The sequence below is a fragment of the Rhodococcus sp. 4CII genome, assembly GCF_014256275.1.
Classification (GTDB): Bacteria; Actinomycetota; Actinomycetes; order Mycobacteriales; family Mycobacteriaceae; genus Rhodococcus_F; species Rhodococcus_F wratislaviensis_A.
In genome coordinates, this window is the sequence record NZ_JACCFE010000002.1 from 7,358,787 (window position 1) to 7,374,530 (window position 15,744).

A 15,744-nucleotide genomic window follows, 5' to 3' on the forward strand; every position below is an offset into this window, starting at 1 on the left:
CGGCGCTGATCGACTCGCACCCCTGCCTGGAGTTTGGCGGCAGACCGAGCGGGTACGCGGAGGCGATGAACGCGAACGAGCACGAGGGACGACAATCCGGTGCGGACGGTGAGCAGGTCTCGGTGCTGTTCATCGCGGATCCGGGCAAACCAGCGGCCCTCGCGGAACGCGTCGCGGAGTACCTGCCGCAACGCCTGCGCAGCCCGGGCCGGCTCGAACGTCGGTGGACGACGTGCGTGCGCCGCAAACCGTACCTGCCGGACGAGCAAGCCGATTTCGCCGAGGTGATCGACACGGTCGATCCGTCCTCCGAGGAGGAGGACATCGTCGTGTACCTCACCGATCTGCCGCGCCGCGAGGACACCTTGCCGGTGGTGGGCGAAGTCAGCGCCGACCACAAATTCGCGCTCATCTCGGTCGCCGGAGTGGGCGGCGTCCACATCGAGCGCCGGGTCCGCACCGTCACCGAACTCGCCATCGCCCGCGTCCTCGATGAGCCGGAACTCATGCCCCCCGGCGCGGCGCGGCGGTTCCCGTCTGCGCAGATCAGGGGCGGTATCCGGTACTTCGCGCCCTCGGGACTGCGGAGACTGCGACTGCTGTCGGGGATGGTGCGGGCCAACCGGCCGTGGCGACTGGTCACCGGACTGTCGAAAGTACTCGTCGGCGCCTTCGCCACGGGTGCGATCGCGCTGGCCACCAACACGATCTGGTTGTTCGCCGACACGATGGGGCCATGGCGTATGACTGCGGCGACGGTCCTGTCGATCGTGGCGATGATTCTCTGGCTGATCCTCGACCACGAACTCTGGGAGCGGCCGACCTCGCCGGCGGAACGCGATCGATCGGCGCTGTACAACACCGCGACCGTGGTCACCCTGATCATCGGTGTCGTCGTCCTGCACGTGGCCCTGTTCTGCCTGCTGCTGTTCACTGCCTGCCTCACCCTTCCCCCGGAACTGCTGTCCCGTGTGCTCGGGCACGGGGTGAACGTCTCCGACTACCTCACGCTCACCTGGCTGCTGGCGTCCATCGCCACCCTCGGTGGCGCGCTCGGGTCGGGTCTCGAGGACGACGCCGCCGTCAAGGAGGCGGCGTACGGGGTCCGGCAGCGGCAGCGCATCGAGGAGACCCGGAGTCGGTCGAACGAGGAGGGATGATCGCGGCCCCCAAGCGTGCGACCCAACTCCAAGAGCCCCAACAAGGTGTGCAATGTACCGTCTGCCGATCGACGAGCGGGCACAGATCGTGCAATCGCACAGTGAGGCGCCGATATGGTTCGGTGGTGCCCGAAATTGCCAGCCGGCGGCGGACCCAACCACCGCCGCCTCACATCGTCTACGAAGCGCTCACCGATCCTGACCGTGACCCAGTTCGTCGATGGCTGATCCTGCACAACGACGAACAACGTCCCACGATCGCAGAAGCCGTCGAACCGAACCTCGTCGTATGGACTTCAATCTGGCCGTGGCGTCCGGATGCACGTATCCGCTTCGACATCGTCGGCCCTCCCCACGGCAGCACCACTCTGTCCTGGACGTTGATCGTCGACGATCCGGTCCCGGACCGGGAGACGACCGTCCGGATGCGCATGCGAGTGAACGAACTCATCAACGCGGACCTGCGCTTCACGTTCGGTCAATAGTCAGCCGATCGAGGATCCTCAAGTGGTTCTTCCCAATTCCATCCCGTCGCCATCTGTCCTGGGACCCGTCGAACTGGACAGGTCGATCCCACCGCTGAAACCACGAAAGTGACCTCCACTCAGGCGTAGTACGGAGGTTCCCTATCGGGATCATCGACGACGACGTCGACACGCGGGTCGGCTACGAGCCGATCGATCGCATCCGGGCTTGCGCCGATCGACGCGAAATGAGGATCGATGTCGCAGGTCACGCACCATGCATGATCGGCTACACGAACGCGGGGGTAGGTGCGTCGCCAAGGTGCCCAAGGTCATCGAGCAGTGTCTTGATCTGGGCATCCCAGTCGGCGAAGTCACCAAGGGTTCCGTGGAACAAGAAGTAGTCGCGGTTCGGGATCGACACCTTCGGCGTGGGATCGTTGGCGGTGAAGCTCGGCCACCCGTCCCAGATACAGAAGAAGCAATCATCAGGCGTGTCGGTGTAGCGGGCGAGCTCGGCCAGGACAACGCCGAGTTGTTCGTTGTCGGTCAGCCCTTCCGGGTCGCGTTGGGCATCGCCTTCCCTCTGCGCCGGATAGCTCGGGTCGGGGATGAACCGTAGACGTGCGTACTTGTCGAAGGCGAAGGGCCCCCTTGCCGCCAGCCGCCGGCAGCCCTCTTCTCGTTGTTCGAGCCAGCGCGCAGCCGACAGATCGACACACCAATTGATGCTCATTCGGCCAGTGTGACCGCACCGCACCGGCGTTCGTTGTCTCGCCAGCGTCACCATGGAAGCGTCGAGAACGTGCCGGATGATGATCCACCGTCGGCGTGCTGTCGGCTCTCGATCCCCGTCCAAGTCAGTCGCCAGGTGGCCGCCCTCAACGAAGTCTCGGCCACTCTCGAGGTCACGGCTTGATTCACTGTCTTTTCCGGATCTTAACCGTCCGTACGATGTGGTGGATGCGCGATCGCTTGAAGACTCGGGGCCCGCAGGTCCGCAACGGGTGGTTATGGCTCGGATGTGGGGTAATAGTGGTTGCTCTCCTCATCACGGGTATGTTCACCGTTACCCGGGTGTTTCATAACGACCCTTGCGACTCCGCTCTCCCGTTCGCGTCTGAGCTGGGACTACATCTTTCCCACAACGACGATGTCGTCTCCTGCGAATGGCACTCAAGCTTCCCGGACTCCTCCGGAACTGTCATGGTGCGTACTGCATCACACGCCACGCGAGAGGCCTTGCTGGAACGGTCCGGTGTCAGCGAGGAGATTGACCGACGGAGAGTAAGCCTGGACGACGGCCCGCTTCGCGAAGAGATACGCAGACCGAACCTCGAACGCAGCGAGCAGGTGTACATAGCAACCGCACCCAATGGCCACCAGCTAAGAATCAGCTACGACGAAGGTGTGGAGTCCGGACTCCTGCTCACCGTGCGGGCTATCCAGGTGTGACTACTCGTCCTACTTCACCGCTGCAGTGCCGTCAAAAGTTGTCGGTCCGGTCTGGCATTCTCTGTGGTCATGGCTGACACCACCACGCAACGAACAGTCGAGGCCGCGTTCGACATCGACAGCTGGGATGAGGTTCCCTATGACGAGCCAGACGAAGGCCCGAAATTGACCAGGGTCGTGATCCGCAAGACCTACCGAGGCGCACTGACGGGAACCGGGGTCGTGGAGGTCCTGACCGCGCAGGGCCCCGAAGGCGCCGGTTACGTTGCCTCGGAACGCATCCAAGCGACGCTGGACGGCCGACGCGGGACGTTCGTGATTCAACATGGCGGTCTGGCCGACGGCGCAGACCAGACTACGTTCGGCACCGTGATCCCGCATTCGGGTACTGCGGAACTAGTCGGACTGTCCGGTCGCGCCACCGAGGCCAGCCAAGGCGTCCTAACACTCGTCTACAGCTTCGAGCACTCGTCCTGAATGCTTCATGCTGGCGGCCGCTCGGGAACCGGCACCGTGCAAATCGTCCGCACCTCGAGCCTCCAGCGATTCCCGCAAACGGATGGTGACAGGAAATCAACGGCGGTCACTGCCGTGCTCGTAGTGCGTCCAGTCGCCGTGGTGGGTGAAGACGACCCAGGACGCCCCAACAAGGAATTTCCGTATGCCATTCGCCGGCGCCGAGCCGACCAACCGGCGGCCGAACGCGTCCGCCTTCCGGAAGAGATGCGCGCCCTGCAGGCCAAGTTGTCGTACTTCGAGGTATGGACCGACGGCGAGTCGAAAGCTGTTGGAGCCGCGTACGCGGACCTCGTTGCAGATCTCCGGCAGGTAGCAGGGAAGGCGTGTAACGAGGCATGGAATGCGCCGGCCGTTGCGGATGATGCCGGAATGAACTTGTCCTCGAGCGTCATAGATCTGTCTCCGATCAAGCCGTTCGAGAAGGCATACGTCGACGCTGTTCGGGATCACTTCAAACCGTTCTATCGTCGCTGAAACATGGCATTGGTCAGGCAGTCCGTGGGGTGGCGCCGGCTCTGACCACTCCTGGCGATGAACGAATCGAGCTGATGGACGCCGGCGTCGACCGTGTCTACGGGCAGCAGGGGATCAGCTACGCCGAAGTCGACGAATGGCTCTGCCGTGACGTGGCTGGGTGTGCTCACCTGAGTAGGCCCCAGTTCGGCCACTGATCGTCACGAATTCCGGCCCCGGCTGAGGTGGCCGGTGGTCGCGGGCGGGTGGTGCGGCGTGTCGGCACGAATCTTGGCCCCACCCGGGTCCGGATTTCCTCGTTGGACGTGTTTCAGCGAGGGAGGACCGGTGAAGAGATCGGGTTCGCGGATGGAATTGTTCGAGCAGATCCGCCGTGATCGGCGGGATTCTTCAATTGTCGATTCGGGAGTTGGCCCAGCGGCACGGAGTGCATCGACGCACGGTGCGGCAGGCGTTGGCCTCGGCGGTGCCACCACCGCGCAAACCGTATCGCCGGCGGGTGCCACCGGCGATCGATGACTGGGCCGAGCTGATCGATTCCTGGCTGATCGCCGACCAGCAGGCACCGCGTAAGCAGCGGCATACCGCGCGGCGGGTGTGGCAGCGGTTGGTCGCCGAGCACGGGGCGACGATGTCGGAGGCGACGGTCAGCCGGCATGTGCGCCGCCGGCGCGCCGAGTTGGGGCTGGTCGAGATCGAGGTGACGGTGCCGCAGACCCATCTGCCGGCCTGAGGGGGAGGTCGATTTCGGGGAGGTCTACGCGGTCGTCGCCGGGGAGATGACCAAGTGTTGGATGTTCGTGATGCGCTTGTCGCATTCTGGCAGGGCTTGCCGTGTGGTGTTCGGCACCCAGGCGCAGGAGGCGTTCTTCGAGGGACACGTCCGGGCCTTCGAGTGGTTCGGCGGTGTGCCGCACCGCATCCGTTACGACAACCTCAAACCTGCTGTGGTTCGGGTTCTTCGGGGCCGTGACCGGGTCGAGTCGGACCGATTCGTCGTCCTGCGCAGCCATTATGGCTTCGACTCGTTCTTCCGCTTCCCCGGCCGGGGTGGCGCCCACGAGAAGGGCGGCGTCGAAGGTGAAATCGGCCGATTCCGGCGCCGGCATCTGGTTCCGGTGCCGAAGGTGGCGTCGTTGACCGCACTCAACGAGAAGGTCGCCGCCGCGGACCTGTGCGACGACACCCGGGTCATCGGGGGTCGACCGGTCACGGTGGCGGCCGCGTTCGCCGACGAGCAACCCCTGCTGCTTGGGCTGCCTGCCGAGCCGTTCGACTGCGCGCGACTGTTGTATGCGCGGGTCGATACCCATGCGTGGGTGTCGGTGCGGCAGAACTTCTATTCCGTGCCCGCCCATTACGCGGGCCGGCGGTTGCCGGTGCGGCTGAGCGCGGGCCGGGTCGAGGTGCTCGACGGGTCCCGGATGGTCGCGGTGCACGATCGGGCCGTCGGCCGGTTCACCGAGGTCCTCACCCTCGATCACTACCTCGAGGTGCTGATCCGCAAACCCGGTGCCCTTCCCGGGGCGACCGCGTTGGCGCAGGCCAAGGCGGCCGGGGCGTTTACCGCCAGCCACCAGCGGTACCGGGACATCGCCCGCAACCTGCTCGTTGACCGTGCGGGCACCCGCGCCCTGATCGACGTGCTGCTCGCGCACCGCAGCCTGGCGCCCGACGTGCTGTGCCAGGCCCTCGACCGGGCCATCGAGACCGGGTGCATCGATCCCCAACTCGTCCTCATCGATGCCCGCCGGCTGGGCCGCACCGATTCCGCGGCTACCGCGGTCCCGATCGGGGTGCGCACCCGCTACGGCCGCCTCGATCTGCTGCTGCTCGACGAACTCGGCTACGTCCAAATCGACACCCGCGGAGCGGAAATGCTGTTCCAGATCATCACTGAACGGGAGGAACGGGCGAGTATTGGGATCGCTTCGAATTTGCCGTTCTCCGAGTGGGGAACCGTCTTCCCCGATCCGCGACTGGTCGCCACGATCGTGGACCGCATCACCTTCAACGCGCACATCCTCGAAACCGGAACCCAATCCTATCGACTGCGCACCAGCAAGACCCACCATCGAAAACGCGCCTAACCCCACCGGTGGGCCGAATTTCATGACGACCACCGGGGCCAGACCACTTGACGAAACTCACGTGGCGGGCGCGAATGCCTCCACCGGGTCGGCGCACATCTGCGCCCAGCGCAACATGGCCTGGGTGTACGCGATGTCTCGGATTATCCGGCGAGGGGTGACCCCCCATGAGCCTCTGTGGAGGGGGCTGAGCAGTGCGATCAGAGCGTGAAGCATGAGCGTGGGCATGCGGGCCTCCTGCAGGTGGTCGGCGCAGATCTCGTGGACTGAATTAGTGCAGGTCGGCGCGGACGGGTTCAAATAGTGTTGGCAGAGAACAAGATGCGAAATGGTGGCTCCGTCGACGCCGGCACACCCTGGTGCCCGGCCGACGGCGACGGATGCATTGCCGGCCGCCGAGCGGCGCCGAATGACAGTGGATGTTCCCGCGATCTTTCACTGTGGGCGTGGTTGGATCGTCTCCGTCCTGGTCTTGGTTGGTGCACGTGCAGCGGGCACTGCTGCCGAGGCGTGCGAATCTGCAGCTTGGCGACTCGAGCGTCGCTCGTGGGCGGACAGGCCACCCCGGATCCCGTGTGGCTCGGAATTGTCGACTGCGTGGGTTCGACACCGGTCGGCGACTGGGCAGCATGCGCAGAGCTGTTTGGCTGCGCGTTCACGCTTGGACCGCTGGTGCGGAGACTCTCCGTCTTGCGGGAAGAACAGTTCGGTTCCCATCCGGCGGCAGCGGGAGTGTCGCTGCCATTCGAGGTCGTGGCCGAACAGGTCGTCGTACATGCTGGCTCGGGTCGTACTTTCTTGATGCGCTGAGGGTGTCCGCGGCCGCCGCGGCGACAGAGCGCGACGAGACGGCACACGGACACCTTCGCCGTTGTCGGATTCGGCCGGGCTACTCGGACAGAAAGTCCGCGACCAGGCTGTTGAACCGGGCCGAGTGCTCGATCTGGACCCAGTGACCGCAGCGTCCGAACACGTGCAACTGCGAGCGATCGATGAGTTCGAGCAGGCGGAGCGAGTTGGTGAGGGGAATGACCTGATCGTCGCGGCCGTGCACGATCAGGGTGTCGTTCTCCAAACCTGCGATCAGATTCTCGTCGACGGCCATCTCGTCGACACCTTGCTGGCGCGGTGCCGGGAACATCGCGCTGAACGCTTCTTGCACGCCGGGGCGGGTGGCGGCCGCGAGCCGGAGTTCGGCGAGTTCGTCGTTGACCAGTGAGCGGTCGTAGGCGAAGACATCCAGGAGTGCGCGCATGGCCGGCAGGGAAGGTTCGAAACCCCAGACCGCGTCGAGCCCCGCAGTGATGTCGAAGCGCACCCCGACGCTGCCCATCAGCACGAGCCGATCGACCCGGTCGGGGTGTTTGGTCGCGATGTTCAAAGCGAGCGATCCACCGAAGCTGTTGCCCACGATGGAGACCTTGTCGAGGCCGAGGGCGTCGAGCAGGCCCACGAGATGATTGGTCCAGGTGGTCGAGTTGTATTCGACGCCGTCGGGGCGTTCGGTGTATCCGAATCCGAGGATGTCCGGTGCGATGACGCGGAACGACTCGGCGAGATGCGGAATGGTGGTGCGCCAGTTCGCCCACGCGGTGACGCCGGGCCCCGACCCGTGGATCAGGACGACGGGGGCACCTTGTCCCACATCGTGGTAGTTGGTGGCTACCCCGTTGACGTCGATGGTCTTCGCGATTTCAGGTGATTGATCGGTTGTGGTCATTGGTTCTACTCCATGACGGTGCAATCGTTGCGGACTTGCGGTCGCGGGTGTTCGGGGTGCGGCTGCCGATACCTGCCCGTGTCTTAGGTGACGACGGTGAGGAAGTTCTGGTCCAGTTCCCGGTGGGTGAAGTTGATGCCGCGGGCGGCCTGATCCATGGTCCAGGTGATGGTGCGGAAATCCTTGCCGGTGCGGTATCCGCCGGAGAACACTTCGTTGCGGTTGCCGGCGGGATCGAAGAAGTAGATCGTTTCCCCGCGGGTGATGCCGTGGCGGGCAGGACCGAAGTCGATGGGCACGTCCTCCATGGAGAAGACGTCGCCGGCATGGAGCAGCGCCGACCAGTCGGCGATGTGATAGGCGAAGTGGTGCAGTTTGCCGTTCTCGCCCTGGACGAACGCGATGTCGTGGGGTTGCTCGCCGCAGAACATCCACGACCCGACGAGTTCGTTGTTGTTCTCGCCGCCGACGAGGCGTTCGGCGGCCTGGAAGTCGAGGGCTTCGGAGAAGAAGCGTTCGAGCAGGGTGGGGTCTTCTGTGGTGATGAGGGTGTGGTCGAGGCGCGGTACGCCGATGCCCCGGGTTCCGCCGCGCGGCCACGGGTCCGGGTTCCACACTCCGGTGGCGGTGCCGACGTACTCGATGTCGCTGTAGAGCTCGAGGATGTGTTCGGACGGCAGGGTCACGCGCAGGCCGTCGCCGACGGATTGGTTGTCGCCCTTGCTCATCCGTTCGCAGGTTGCCCCGAACGCGCGTACCCGGGTTTCGATCTCGGCGAGGGAGTCGACATCGGAGACCTTGTAGCCGAGTTTGATCAGTCCGACCCCGCCTTCGTTGAGGACGACCGAGTGGTGGTCGGCCTCGTCCCAGGACTTGAGGTAGACGGTGCCGTCCTCCTCGTGGACAGCGTCCATTCCGAGGGTGTTGATGTAGTGGTTCTTGGCCTCGGTGAGGTCGGTGACGTTGATGTGGACATTGCCCAGTCGCAACACGGACATGGTGGTCCCTTCCTGTGGTGTGAGGTGAGTTCGTCGCTGCCACGATCTACGTGGTGCGTTGTCGGGACCGCCCGAACCCTGCGAGGACATAGACGAGGCGGTCCCGTTCCCCGAGTTCGATGGTCACGTCTGATTGAGGAACGGCCCGGCAGGGAAGGCACTTTTGTTCGCCGGGCTTTCGGTCGGGGCCGTTGACGACCGAGGCACTCACCGGAGTGTGGTAGTCGACATCCCCGTCGACGAGCGTGGCTCGGCAGGCTCCGCATCCGCCTCGCCGGCACTTGTACCGGGACCGGTACCCCTGGCGGCGCAGCGCATCGACGATCGACTCGTCTGAACGAACGCGGATGCGTATCCCATCGGGAAGCACGGTGACCTGGTACTCGCCCGCCGGAGGTGGAGGATCTCCGGCGTGAACGAGGGGGGTGTCAGTCATGGCTCCTCCGCTCTGCCGTGTCGTCTGCCCCAGCGACGAGGACGGCGTCCGTGGCACGTGTCGTCACGCTCGACCATCCCCGAGGTTGAACCTCGGAGCCGCCGCCTGCCTCGAGTGCGTACTGCGTCGAGACGAATGTCATCGCGGTGGGGGCGGGTCGTTGTCGCTCATGGGGGCGCGTCATTCGCTGGAAGCGGTGGTGGATATCCCGTAGGTGGTCGGTGGTGGACTTCCCGGGTGAGGCTCGAGACCCGGTCGTTGTCGAGAAACGTCCGCCGTCCGCGCTCCCGGCTACAATCGGCTGTCACCGGGAGCGGTCGCTGCTTCGGTGGGTACTACGTGCGGCCGAAGTAGGAGACGTCGTCGTTGCCGATGAGGTCGGGGACGGTCCAGCCGTCGAGGTCGTACTCGCTCATGAACTGCTCGGCCAGGCCCCTCATGCACGACACCACCCCGGTCGCCTGCGCACCGAACAGCAACTCGGCCTTGACGTTTTCGTGGTTTCCGGAGTAGTTGCGCTCGTACAGTTCGTGTCGGCCGCCGAACTCGGATCCGATCGAATCCCACAGTGCCTTCATGACCTTCACACGGTCGACGGCGGTGATGCCGTCGGAGCCGCGCACGTACTTGTCGAGGTACGGGCGGATCTCTGCCGACTTGAAGTCGGCTGCCGAGGACGGCAGGTAGATCAGGCCGGAGGCGACGTCCTGTTCGATGATCTCCTTGATCCGGGGGTAACCCTGCATCATGAACATCCGGTAGGTGAGGCCGTATTCGAGCTTGGGGATGACGGTGTCGCCGATCCACTGTTCCGGGTCGCGGGCCATCGATTCGGTCAGTGACCAGAACAGGTTCCGCCAGCCGATGACCTCACCGACGCGGGTCTGGACGCCGCGGAAGCCGCCGGCGCCGGTGCAGTCGAGGGCCTTCATGAGCAGGCCGGCGATGAAGTCGAGTTTGACCGCGAGTCGGGTGCAGCCCTGCAGCATGGCGCGGGGCAGGAACCCGGACTGGGGGAAGAAGGTGTTGATCTTGTCGACGGCCCCGTACATGAAGACGTTCTCCCAGGGCACCAGCACCTTGTCGAAGACGAGGATGGCGTCGTTCTCGTCCATGCGGGACGAGAGCGGGTAGTCGAACGGGGTCCCGGTGATCGCCGCGTTCTGCGCGTAGGAGGCCCGGGAGATCAGCTTCACCCCAGATGCCCCCATCGGCACCGTGCAGATCAGGGCGAATTCCTTCTTCTTGATCGGCAGCCCGTAGTGGGCAATGAAGTTGTAGTTGGTGATCGCCGACCCGGTGGCGACGACCTTGGCGCCGGAGACGACCAGACCGGCGTCGGTTTCCTTCTCCACCTTCATAAACACGTCACCGACCTCGTCGGGCGGGAGTTGCCGGTCGACGGGTGGGTTGATGATCGCGTGGTTCCAGTACAGGACCTTCTCCTGCGATTCGCGGTACCAGCGTTCGGCGTTGGCCTCGAACGGGGAGTACAGCTCCTTGTTCGCGTGCAGGGTGCCGAGGAAGGAGGCCTTGTAGTCGGGGCTGCGGCCCATCCAGCCGTACGTCATCCGCGCCCAGGTGGCGATCGCGTCGCGGTCGGCGAGAACGTCTTCGGTGGTCTTGGCGGTCCGGAAGAACGGCATCGTCACACCAGCGCTGCCGGTGTCGGTGGGTGTGGTGAGGGTGTCGATGTGCTCGCCGGTGTGCAGACTGTCGTAGAGGCGCGCGATCATGCGCACCGAGTTGCGGAACGCGGGGTGGTTGGTGTGGTCCTTGACTCGCTCGCCGTGCAACCAGATCTCGCGGTCGTCGCTGATGGACGCGATGTATTCGTCGCCGGTCATCGGTTTGGTGGCGTAGATCTGGGGCTGGTTGGCGGCGGCGTCCGCGGCCGGATTGACCTGCGTCGGATCGGTTCCGGCCGCGTCGGTGGCGGGGTCGGTGACGGTCATCGGTAATCCCTTCGAAGTGCGGTTGGTGATGGTCGGGTTCAGGAGATGGACAGGGGGGTCTTGGCGTGCAGTGGAGTGAATGAGGTCGTCGCGTCGAACCAGCCGCTGTGCGGGTCGTCCATGCTGCCGTTCCAGGCGGCCGCGGCCGGCTCGGCGCCGATGTGGTGGAACTTGCTGCGGTAGAACAACAGCGGCGCACTCTCGGTGACGGTGACGTCGACGATCTCACCGATGAAAATGATGTGGTCGCCCCCGTCGTATTCCGCCCACGGCGTGCACGACAGTGTCGCTGCCGACCCGCACAGCAGTGGCGCGGTGGGTCCATCGGCCCACACCGGGCCGGGAACTTGCGGACGACCGGCGAAGTGCATGGCCGTGTCGGTCTGTTCGGCGCCGAGGATGTTCACGGCGAACGGCGCGTCGCTCAGGTATTGGCATGCCTTCGACTTCCGAGTGAGGGTCACCTGGCACAGGGCGGGCTCGAGGGAGACGGCCGTGAATGCCGTCACAGTGGCACCGTGCGGAGATCCGTCGGCGTTTCGGCACGTGATGACCGTGACACCACTGGCGAACTGCCCGAAAATGTCTCGTAGGGTGCGTGCGTCCATCTCGGGTGGCCACCTTCGCTCTCGTTCGACCTGTTACGGCCTGCCTCGTGAGTACGGGTCCACGCTATGGCGGGGGTCACACGCCGTCGATCCGCTGAGCGAAGGATGATCCGCTCGGCGCAACGAACATCGGCCAGGGCGCAAACTGGCGGGATTCCGTGGCCGGAGTAAGAGTTCGGCGCCGCCGACTCCGGGCGATCCGGCGGCTGCTCAACGGATGTCCCCCTGCGCGGGGCGACGACTGGCGGCCAGGATCCGGTCTCACGGCGCCGACGGGGTAGCGGCCCCGCCCCGTGAGTCAGTCGGGTGCGTGCGGGGGCGGTGACGTCGCGTCGCTGGAGGCCAGAACGGCACGCAGGAACGGCACCGGAACCGCCGGCCAGCCGGTGTCCCAGTCCTGGCGCTCGTGCCGTTCCACCAGGGTGGCCACGAGCTGGGTCAGCGCGGGCCCCTCGTCACACACCGGCCGGATCAGCCCGAGGCGGGAACACTGCGCGAGAAGGGGGACCAGCGCGGTGAGGGCATCAGGGTCACCGAGCACTCGGCGGGTGGTGACGACGTGCAGCAGGCGCGCGCGGAGTGCGGCCCGCGGGCGGTGCAACGCGGCGGCCCTGGCGACGAGTTTCTCGGCCCGTCGGTGCGCCTGCCCGGCGTCGCCGGGATCCTCGCCCACCAGAAGCCGGCGGATGGCGGAGTCTTCGTCGAGCTCCGCGGTCATCTCGGTGACACCGTTGACGGGATCCGCTGCCGGCGCCGCGGCGCCGGACGGGTCCCTGACCATCGTCATCGACGGCGGATACAGCCCCGGGGCGATCCGCCACCGCGTGCGTTCGTTCTCGATCCGTGCCGCCAACCGCGGCAGCGACAGGGACGTGGCGATCCGCGTCCCCTCGTCCAAGCGACGTGCCGCCGCCGCGAGATCACCGCGCAGGGCCTTGATCCGGGAGCCGGTGCCGTAGGTGACAAGCATGAAATCGACGACCCCGCCCTCGGATCCGAGTTCGGAGCATTCGTCGAGAAGGCGCTCGGCGTCGTCGAGGTGCCCTTGCTCGTAGAGCGATTCGCCGAGCATCGTCCCGGCGAGCCGGGTGGTGTAGGAACGGTGGCCACCTGACCCTCGGGCGAGATCATAGGCTTTGCGGTAAAAGTGTTCGGCCTCCTGCACGTTCAGCAGTTCGCTCTCGGCCAGCCCGGACAGGCAGTATCCGTAGATCACGCTGAAGGGACCCGACGTACGCGCATGGAACGGGGCGGCCCACTCCTGCCACCGTATGGCGGCCTCGAAATCGAAGCGATGAATGGCCTCGTAGGAAGCTACGTTGGCCGAGCCCGCCAACGCGAACGGTCGGAGAGTCTTCTCCCGTGCCAGACAATCCGAGATCAACTCGGTGAGTTCGTCGATGCGGTCCCGGAACAGGTCCGCGGCTGCCTGGACGAGCGACGCCTCGGCACGCAGGGCCGCGGTGGCAGTCCCGGTCTCGGGCAGCACGGCCAGCCCGGCCCGAACGGAGTCGAGAGCGCCGTCGACGATGGTGGGGCGATGGTGGAGCAGGATGTGCGCCCAGGCCGCGGCGATCTGTAGACGCGGACGCCGTTCGATCTGGTCGGAGGGCAGTTTGCCGATCAACCCGAGAGCCGTCGCCATCTGGGAGCGTTCGATCAAGGCGAATCCGCGAGAGTCGACGAGTTCGGCCGCGTGGCCGGGGTCTCCCCCGGCCAGCGACTGGTCGACGGCCTCACTGAGGAGCTCGTTCGCGGCGAACCAGCGAGAGGCGGTGCGATGAAGGTCAGCGATTCTGGTTGGCTGATCGCGTTGTAGCCGGCGCCGGAGGAAGTCCGCGAACAGGTGGTGGTACCGGAACCATTCGCGGTCGTCGTCGAGCGCCCGCAGGAACAGATCGCGTTCCTCGATCTGCTCGAGCATGCCCTGGCCGTCGGTCACGCCGGCCAGGGTTTCGGCGAGGTCCGCGCACAGGCGTTCGGTGACCGAGGTGGCCAGCATGAAGTCGAGGATCTCGGGTTCGAGCGCGCTCAGCACGTTCTCGGCGAGATAGCCTGCGATCCCCCGGTGACGGCCGGAGAGGTGGGCGATGAACTCTGCCGGATCGTCACGCCCTCGCAAGGACAGGGTGGCCAGTTGCAGGGCGGCGACCCAGCCCTCGGTCGAGTTCCGCAGCGCACTGATCGCGTGCCGATCGAGGGTCAATCCGCCGACGTCGACCAGGAACTGCCGGGATTCCTCCTCGTCGAACCGGAGCTCGGTCGAGTCGATCTCGACCAGTTCGTCTCGCACCCGCATCCGGCCGAGGGGCAGGCCCGACTGGCTGCGGCTGGTGACCACGACTTGGAGGTGATGGCAACCGTGGTCGAGGAGAAAGCTCATCGCAGCGATGGTGGCGGGATCATTGACCAGGTGCCAGTCGTCGACGACGACGGTCAGGGGATCTCTGCTGGTGTGGATCTCGTCGATCAGAGCAGTCAGAACGAACCGGTCGGCCTCCTCGCCATGGTCTTCGAGGATCTGACCGAGTTCCTCGGCCAGGTCGGGTCGGACCAGACGAATCGACTCGATCAGGTGGGACAGAAACCACACGACATTGTTGTCATCGGCGTCGATGCTCAGCCAGGCCACCTCGACACCTGCGCCGGCCTGCAGGTGCTGCCACTGCGCTGCGAGGGTGCTCTTGCCGAAACCAGCGGGCGCATGAATCAAGATCAACCGCCGACGGCCGGCACCGTGCAGCCGCTCGGCGAGCCGCCCGCGCGCGACGAGGGCCCGGGACGGAGTCGGCGGACGATACTTGGTGGAGGCGCTGGGCGGCTGCCGTGGCGGCCCCTCCACTCCAGCGCGCCGACCGAGCTCCGTCGGGACGTAATTGGCCGTTCCGGTGTCGCTGCGCGGGGGACGGTCCGGAACTTCCGGGTGCGAGTCCCGCGGCAGAGCCATCTCGGCCGCGGTCAAACCGTGGCTGCGTTCGATCGCGCGGAGCTGATGTCCGAACTCGGCGGCGGTCGCCGGTCTCCGACCGGGAGCACGTGCCATGGCGGATTCGACCGCGGCACGAACATCGGCGGGGATCCCGGCTGCGGGCAACGGCGGAGCCGCCTCCGCGGCGATCCGCAAGAACTGGGCGACGATTTGCTCACCGGAGCGGCGTTCGAAGGCCGCGTGCCCGGTGAGCAGACAGAACAACGTCGCTCCGAGCCCATAGACGTCGGAGGCGACGGTGGGGGGATCACCGGACAGAACCTCCGGCGCCGTGAAGGCCGGCGACCCGGTGATGGTGCCGGTGTCGGTTTCGAATCCGCCTGCGATCCGCGCGATCCCGAAGTCCGACAGCTGCGGTTCGCCGTAACCGGTCACCAGTACGTTGCCCGGTTTGATATCACGATGAAGGATCCCCGCACGATGCGCGGTTTCGAGGGCACCGGCGAGCTTCACCCCGACTTGGAGGGCGGCGCTCCACGCGAGCGGCCCACGGCGCCGAAGGACCGTCTCCAGGGATCCGCGCGCGTGGTATTGCATGACGAGGAATTGCCTGCCACTGGCGGTGGCCCCGATGCGCAGCACGTTGACGATGTTCGGATGACCCGAGAGCTGCCCCATGGCACGCTGCTCGCGGAGGAATCGGGCGTAACCGTCCTCGTCGAAGGTCGAATTGAGCACTTTGACTGCCACTGTCCGGTCCAAGGAGGGTTCTCGGCACCGGAAGACCACCCCGAAGCCTCCGTGCCCGATCTCGCTGACCTCCTCGAATCCCTCGGCTGCGAGTTCAGCTTCGAGTGCGGGAAACAGTCCGTGACCAGGATCGGAGGCGCTTTCGTCGGTCATGGGAAACACGCCCTGATCGGGCGAGGAACTTCA

Annotated in this window: 15 protein-coding genes and 2 pseudogenes; 8 read left to right on the forward strand and 9 right to left on the reverse strand. The window is 65.7% G+C overall.

Going from position 1 to position 15,744, the window contains the following annotated elements; translation table 11 throughout:
* The first annotated feature begins 65 nt into the window (after positions 1-65).
* Positions 66-1,160, forward strand: a complete 1,095-nt coding sequence (locus H0B43_RS34580; protein WP_185723852.1) for a hypothetical protein — start codon at positions 66-68, stop codon at positions 1,158-1,160.
* Positions 1,161-1,285: 125 nt separating this feature from the next.
* A complete protein-coding gene (locus tag H0B43_RS34585; protein WP_185723851.1) occupies positions 1,286-1,645 on the forward strand; it encodes a hypothetical protein in 360 nt (119 codons plus the stop codon).
* Between the two features lie 268 nt (positions 1,646-1,913).
* Here the strand turns inward: H0B43_RS34585 and H0B43_RS34590 are convergent, their stop codons facing one another.
* The gene (locus H0B43_RS34590; protein ID WP_252189652.1) at positions 1,914-2,360 is read right to left on the reverse strand and encodes a hypothetical protein; all 447 of its coding nucleotides are present in this window, start codon (positions 2,358-2,360) and stop codon (positions 1,914-1,916) included.
* 227 nt (positions 2,361-2,587) lie between these two features.
* Here H0B43_RS34590 and H0B43_RS34595 point away from each other — a divergent pair, with 227 nt between their 5' ends.
* The 6 genes and pseudogenes from H0B43_RS34595 to H0B43_RS40985 all read left to right on the forward strand — a co-directional run.
* Positions 2,588-3,079 carry a hypothetical protein gene (locus H0B43_RS34595; protein WP_185723850.1) on the forward strand — a complete coding sequence of 164 codons (492 nt, stop codon included), beginning with the start codon at positions 2,588-2,590 and terminating at the stop codon, positions 3,077-3,079.
* A 69-nt stretch (positions 3,080-3,148) separates the two neighbouring features.
* Positions 3,149-3,556 (forward strand): DUF3224 domain-containing protein, encoded by a 408-nt coding sequence (locus tag H0B43_RS34600; RefSeq protein ID WP_185723849.1) that lies wholly within the window; start codon positions 3,149-3,151, stop codon positions 3,554-3,556.
* Between the two features lie 141 nt (positions 3,557-3,697).
* The gene (locus H0B43_RS34605; RefSeq protein ID WP_185723848.1) at positions 3,698-4,072 is read left to right on the forward strand and encodes a hypothetical protein; all 375 of its coding nucleotides are present in this window, start codon (positions 3,698-3,700) and stop codon (positions 4,070-4,072) included.
* A gap of 373 nt (positions 4,073-4,445) precedes the next feature.
* A complete protein-coding gene (locus tag H0B43_RS41980; RefSeq protein WP_252189651.1) occupies positions 4,446-4,805 on the forward strand; it encodes a hypothetical protein in 360 nt (119 codons plus the stop codon).
* A 70-nt stretch (positions 4,806-4,875) separates the two neighbouring features.
* A pseudogene (locus H0B43_RS43315) lies at positions 4,876-5,469 on the forward strand (Mu transposase domain-containing protein); the annotation flags it as partial.
* 405 nt (positions 5,470-5,874) lie between these two features.
* Positions 5,875-6,162, forward strand: a pseudogene (locus H0B43_RS40985) (ATP-binding protein); the annotation flags it as partial.
* Between the two features lie 57 nt (positions 6,163-6,219).
* On the opposite strand, the gene H0B43_RS34615 reads toward H0B43_RS40985, so the two are convergent.
* The 8 genes from H0B43_RS34615 to H0B43_RS34650 all read right to left on the reverse strand — a co-directional run bounded on the left by H0B43_RS34615 (position 6,220) and on the right by H0B43_RS34650 (position 15,711).
* A complete protein-coding gene (locus H0B43_RS34615; RefSeq protein ID WP_185723847.1) occupies positions 6,220-6,390 on the reverse strand; it encodes a hypothetical protein in 171 nt (56 codons plus the stop codon).
* Positions 6,391-6,597: 207 nt separating this feature from the next.
* Positions 6,598-6,939 carry a WhiB family transcriptional regulator gene (locus tag H0B43_RS34620; protein WP_185723846.1) on the reverse strand — a complete coding sequence of 114 codons (342 nt, stop codon included), beginning with the start codon at positions 6,937-6,939 and terminating at the stop codon, positions 6,598-6,600.
* 112 nt (positions 6,940-7,051) lie between these two features.
* Positions 7,052-7,882, reverse strand: coding sequence for an alpha/beta fold hydrolase (locus H0B43_RS34625; RefSeq protein ID WP_185723845.1), 831 nt, complete (start codon positions 7,880-7,882; stop codon positions 7,052-7,054).
* Between the two features lie 83 nt (positions 7,883-7,965).
* Positions 7,966-8,880, reverse strand: a complete 915-nt coding sequence (locus H0B43_RS34630; RefSeq protein ID WP_185723844.1) for a catechol 2,3-dioxygenase — start codon at positions 8,878-8,880, stop codon at positions 7,966-7,968.
* A 46-nt stretch (positions 8,881-8,926) separates the two neighbouring features.
* Positions 8,927-9,316: a 2Fe-2S iron-sulfur cluster-binding protein gene (locus H0B43_RS34635; RefSeq protein WP_185723843.1), complete on the reverse strand. Its 390-nt coding sequence runs from the start codon at positions 9,314-9,316 to the stop codon at positions 8,927-8,929.
* 335 nt (positions 9,317-9,651) lie between these two features.
* The gene (locus H0B43_RS34640; protein WP_185723842.1) at positions 9,652-11,271 is read right to left on the reverse strand and encodes a 4-hydroxyphenylacetate 3-hydroxylase family protein; all 1,620 of its coding nucleotides are present in this window, start codon (positions 11,269-11,271) and stop codon (positions 9,652-9,654) included.
* A gap of 38 nt (positions 11,272-11,309) precedes the next feature.
* Positions 11,310-11,879, reverse strand: a complete 570-nt coding sequence (locus tag H0B43_RS34645) for a flavin reductase family protein (RefSeq protein WP_185723841.1) — start codon at positions 11,877-11,879, stop codon at positions 11,310-11,312.
* A gap of 298 nt (positions 11,880-12,177) precedes the next feature.
* Positions 12,178-15,711: a serine/threonine-protein kinase gene (locus H0B43_RS34650; RefSeq protein ID WP_185723840.1), complete on the reverse strand. Its 3,534-nt coding sequence runs from the start codon at positions 15,709-15,711 to the stop codon at positions 12,178-12,180.
* Between the last annotated feature and the right edge of the window lie 33 nt (positions 15,712-15,744).

What these genes read in the sequence shown, in the direction of transcription:
- H0B43_RS34580 (WP_185723852.1), top strand. Translation starts at nt 66, where the DNA reads ATGAACGCGAACGAGCACGAGGGACGACAATCCGGTGCGGACGGTGAG.
- H0B43_RS34615 (WP_185723847.1), bottom strand. Translation starts at nt 6,390, where the DNA reads ATGCCCACGCTCATGCTTCACGCTCTGATCGCACTGCTCAGCCCCCTC.
- H0B43_RS34595 (WP_185723850.1), top strand. Translation starts at nt 2,588, where the DNA reads ATGCGCGATCGCTTGAAGACTCGGGGCCCGCAGGTCCGCAACGGGTGG.
- H0B43_RS34590 (WP_252189652.1), bottom strand. Translation starts at nt 2,360, where the DNA reads ATGAGCATCAATTGGTGTGTCGATCTGTCGGCTGCGCGCTGGCTCGAA.
- H0B43_RS34630 (WP_185723844.1), bottom strand. Translation starts at nt 8,880, where the DNA reads ATGTCCGTGTTGCGACTGGGCAATGTCCACATCAACGTCACCGACCTC.
- H0B43_RS34640 (WP_185723842.1), bottom strand. Translation starts at nt 11,271, where the DNA reads ATGACCGTCACCGACCCCGCCACCGACGCGGCCGGAACCGATCCGACG.
- H0B43_RS34645 (WP_185723841.1), bottom strand. Translation starts at nt 11,879, where the DNA reads ATGGACGCACGCACCCTACGAGACATTTTCGGGCAGTTCGCCAGTGGT.
- H0B43_RS34650 (WP_185723840.1), bottom strand. Translation starts at nt 15,711, where the DNA reads ATGACCGACGAAAGCGCCTCCGATCCTGGTCACGGACTGTTTCCCGCA.
- H0B43_RS34600 (WP_185723849.1), top strand. Translation starts at nt 3,149, where the DNA reads ATGGCTGACACCACCACGCAACGAACAGTCGAGGCCGCGTTCGACATC.
- H0B43_RS34635 (WP_185723843.1), bottom strand. Translation starts at nt 9,316, where the DNA reads ATGACTGACACCCCCCTCGTTCACGCCGGAGATCCTCCACCTCCGGCG.
- H0B43_RS34625 (WP_185723845.1), bottom strand. Translation starts at nt 7,882, where the DNA reads ATGACCACAACCGATCAATCACCTGAAATCGCGAAGACCATCGACGTC.
- H0B43_RS34620 (WP_185723846.1), bottom strand. Translation starts at nt 6,939, where the DNA reads ATGTACGACGACCTGTTCGGCCACGACCTCGAATGGCAGCGACACTCC.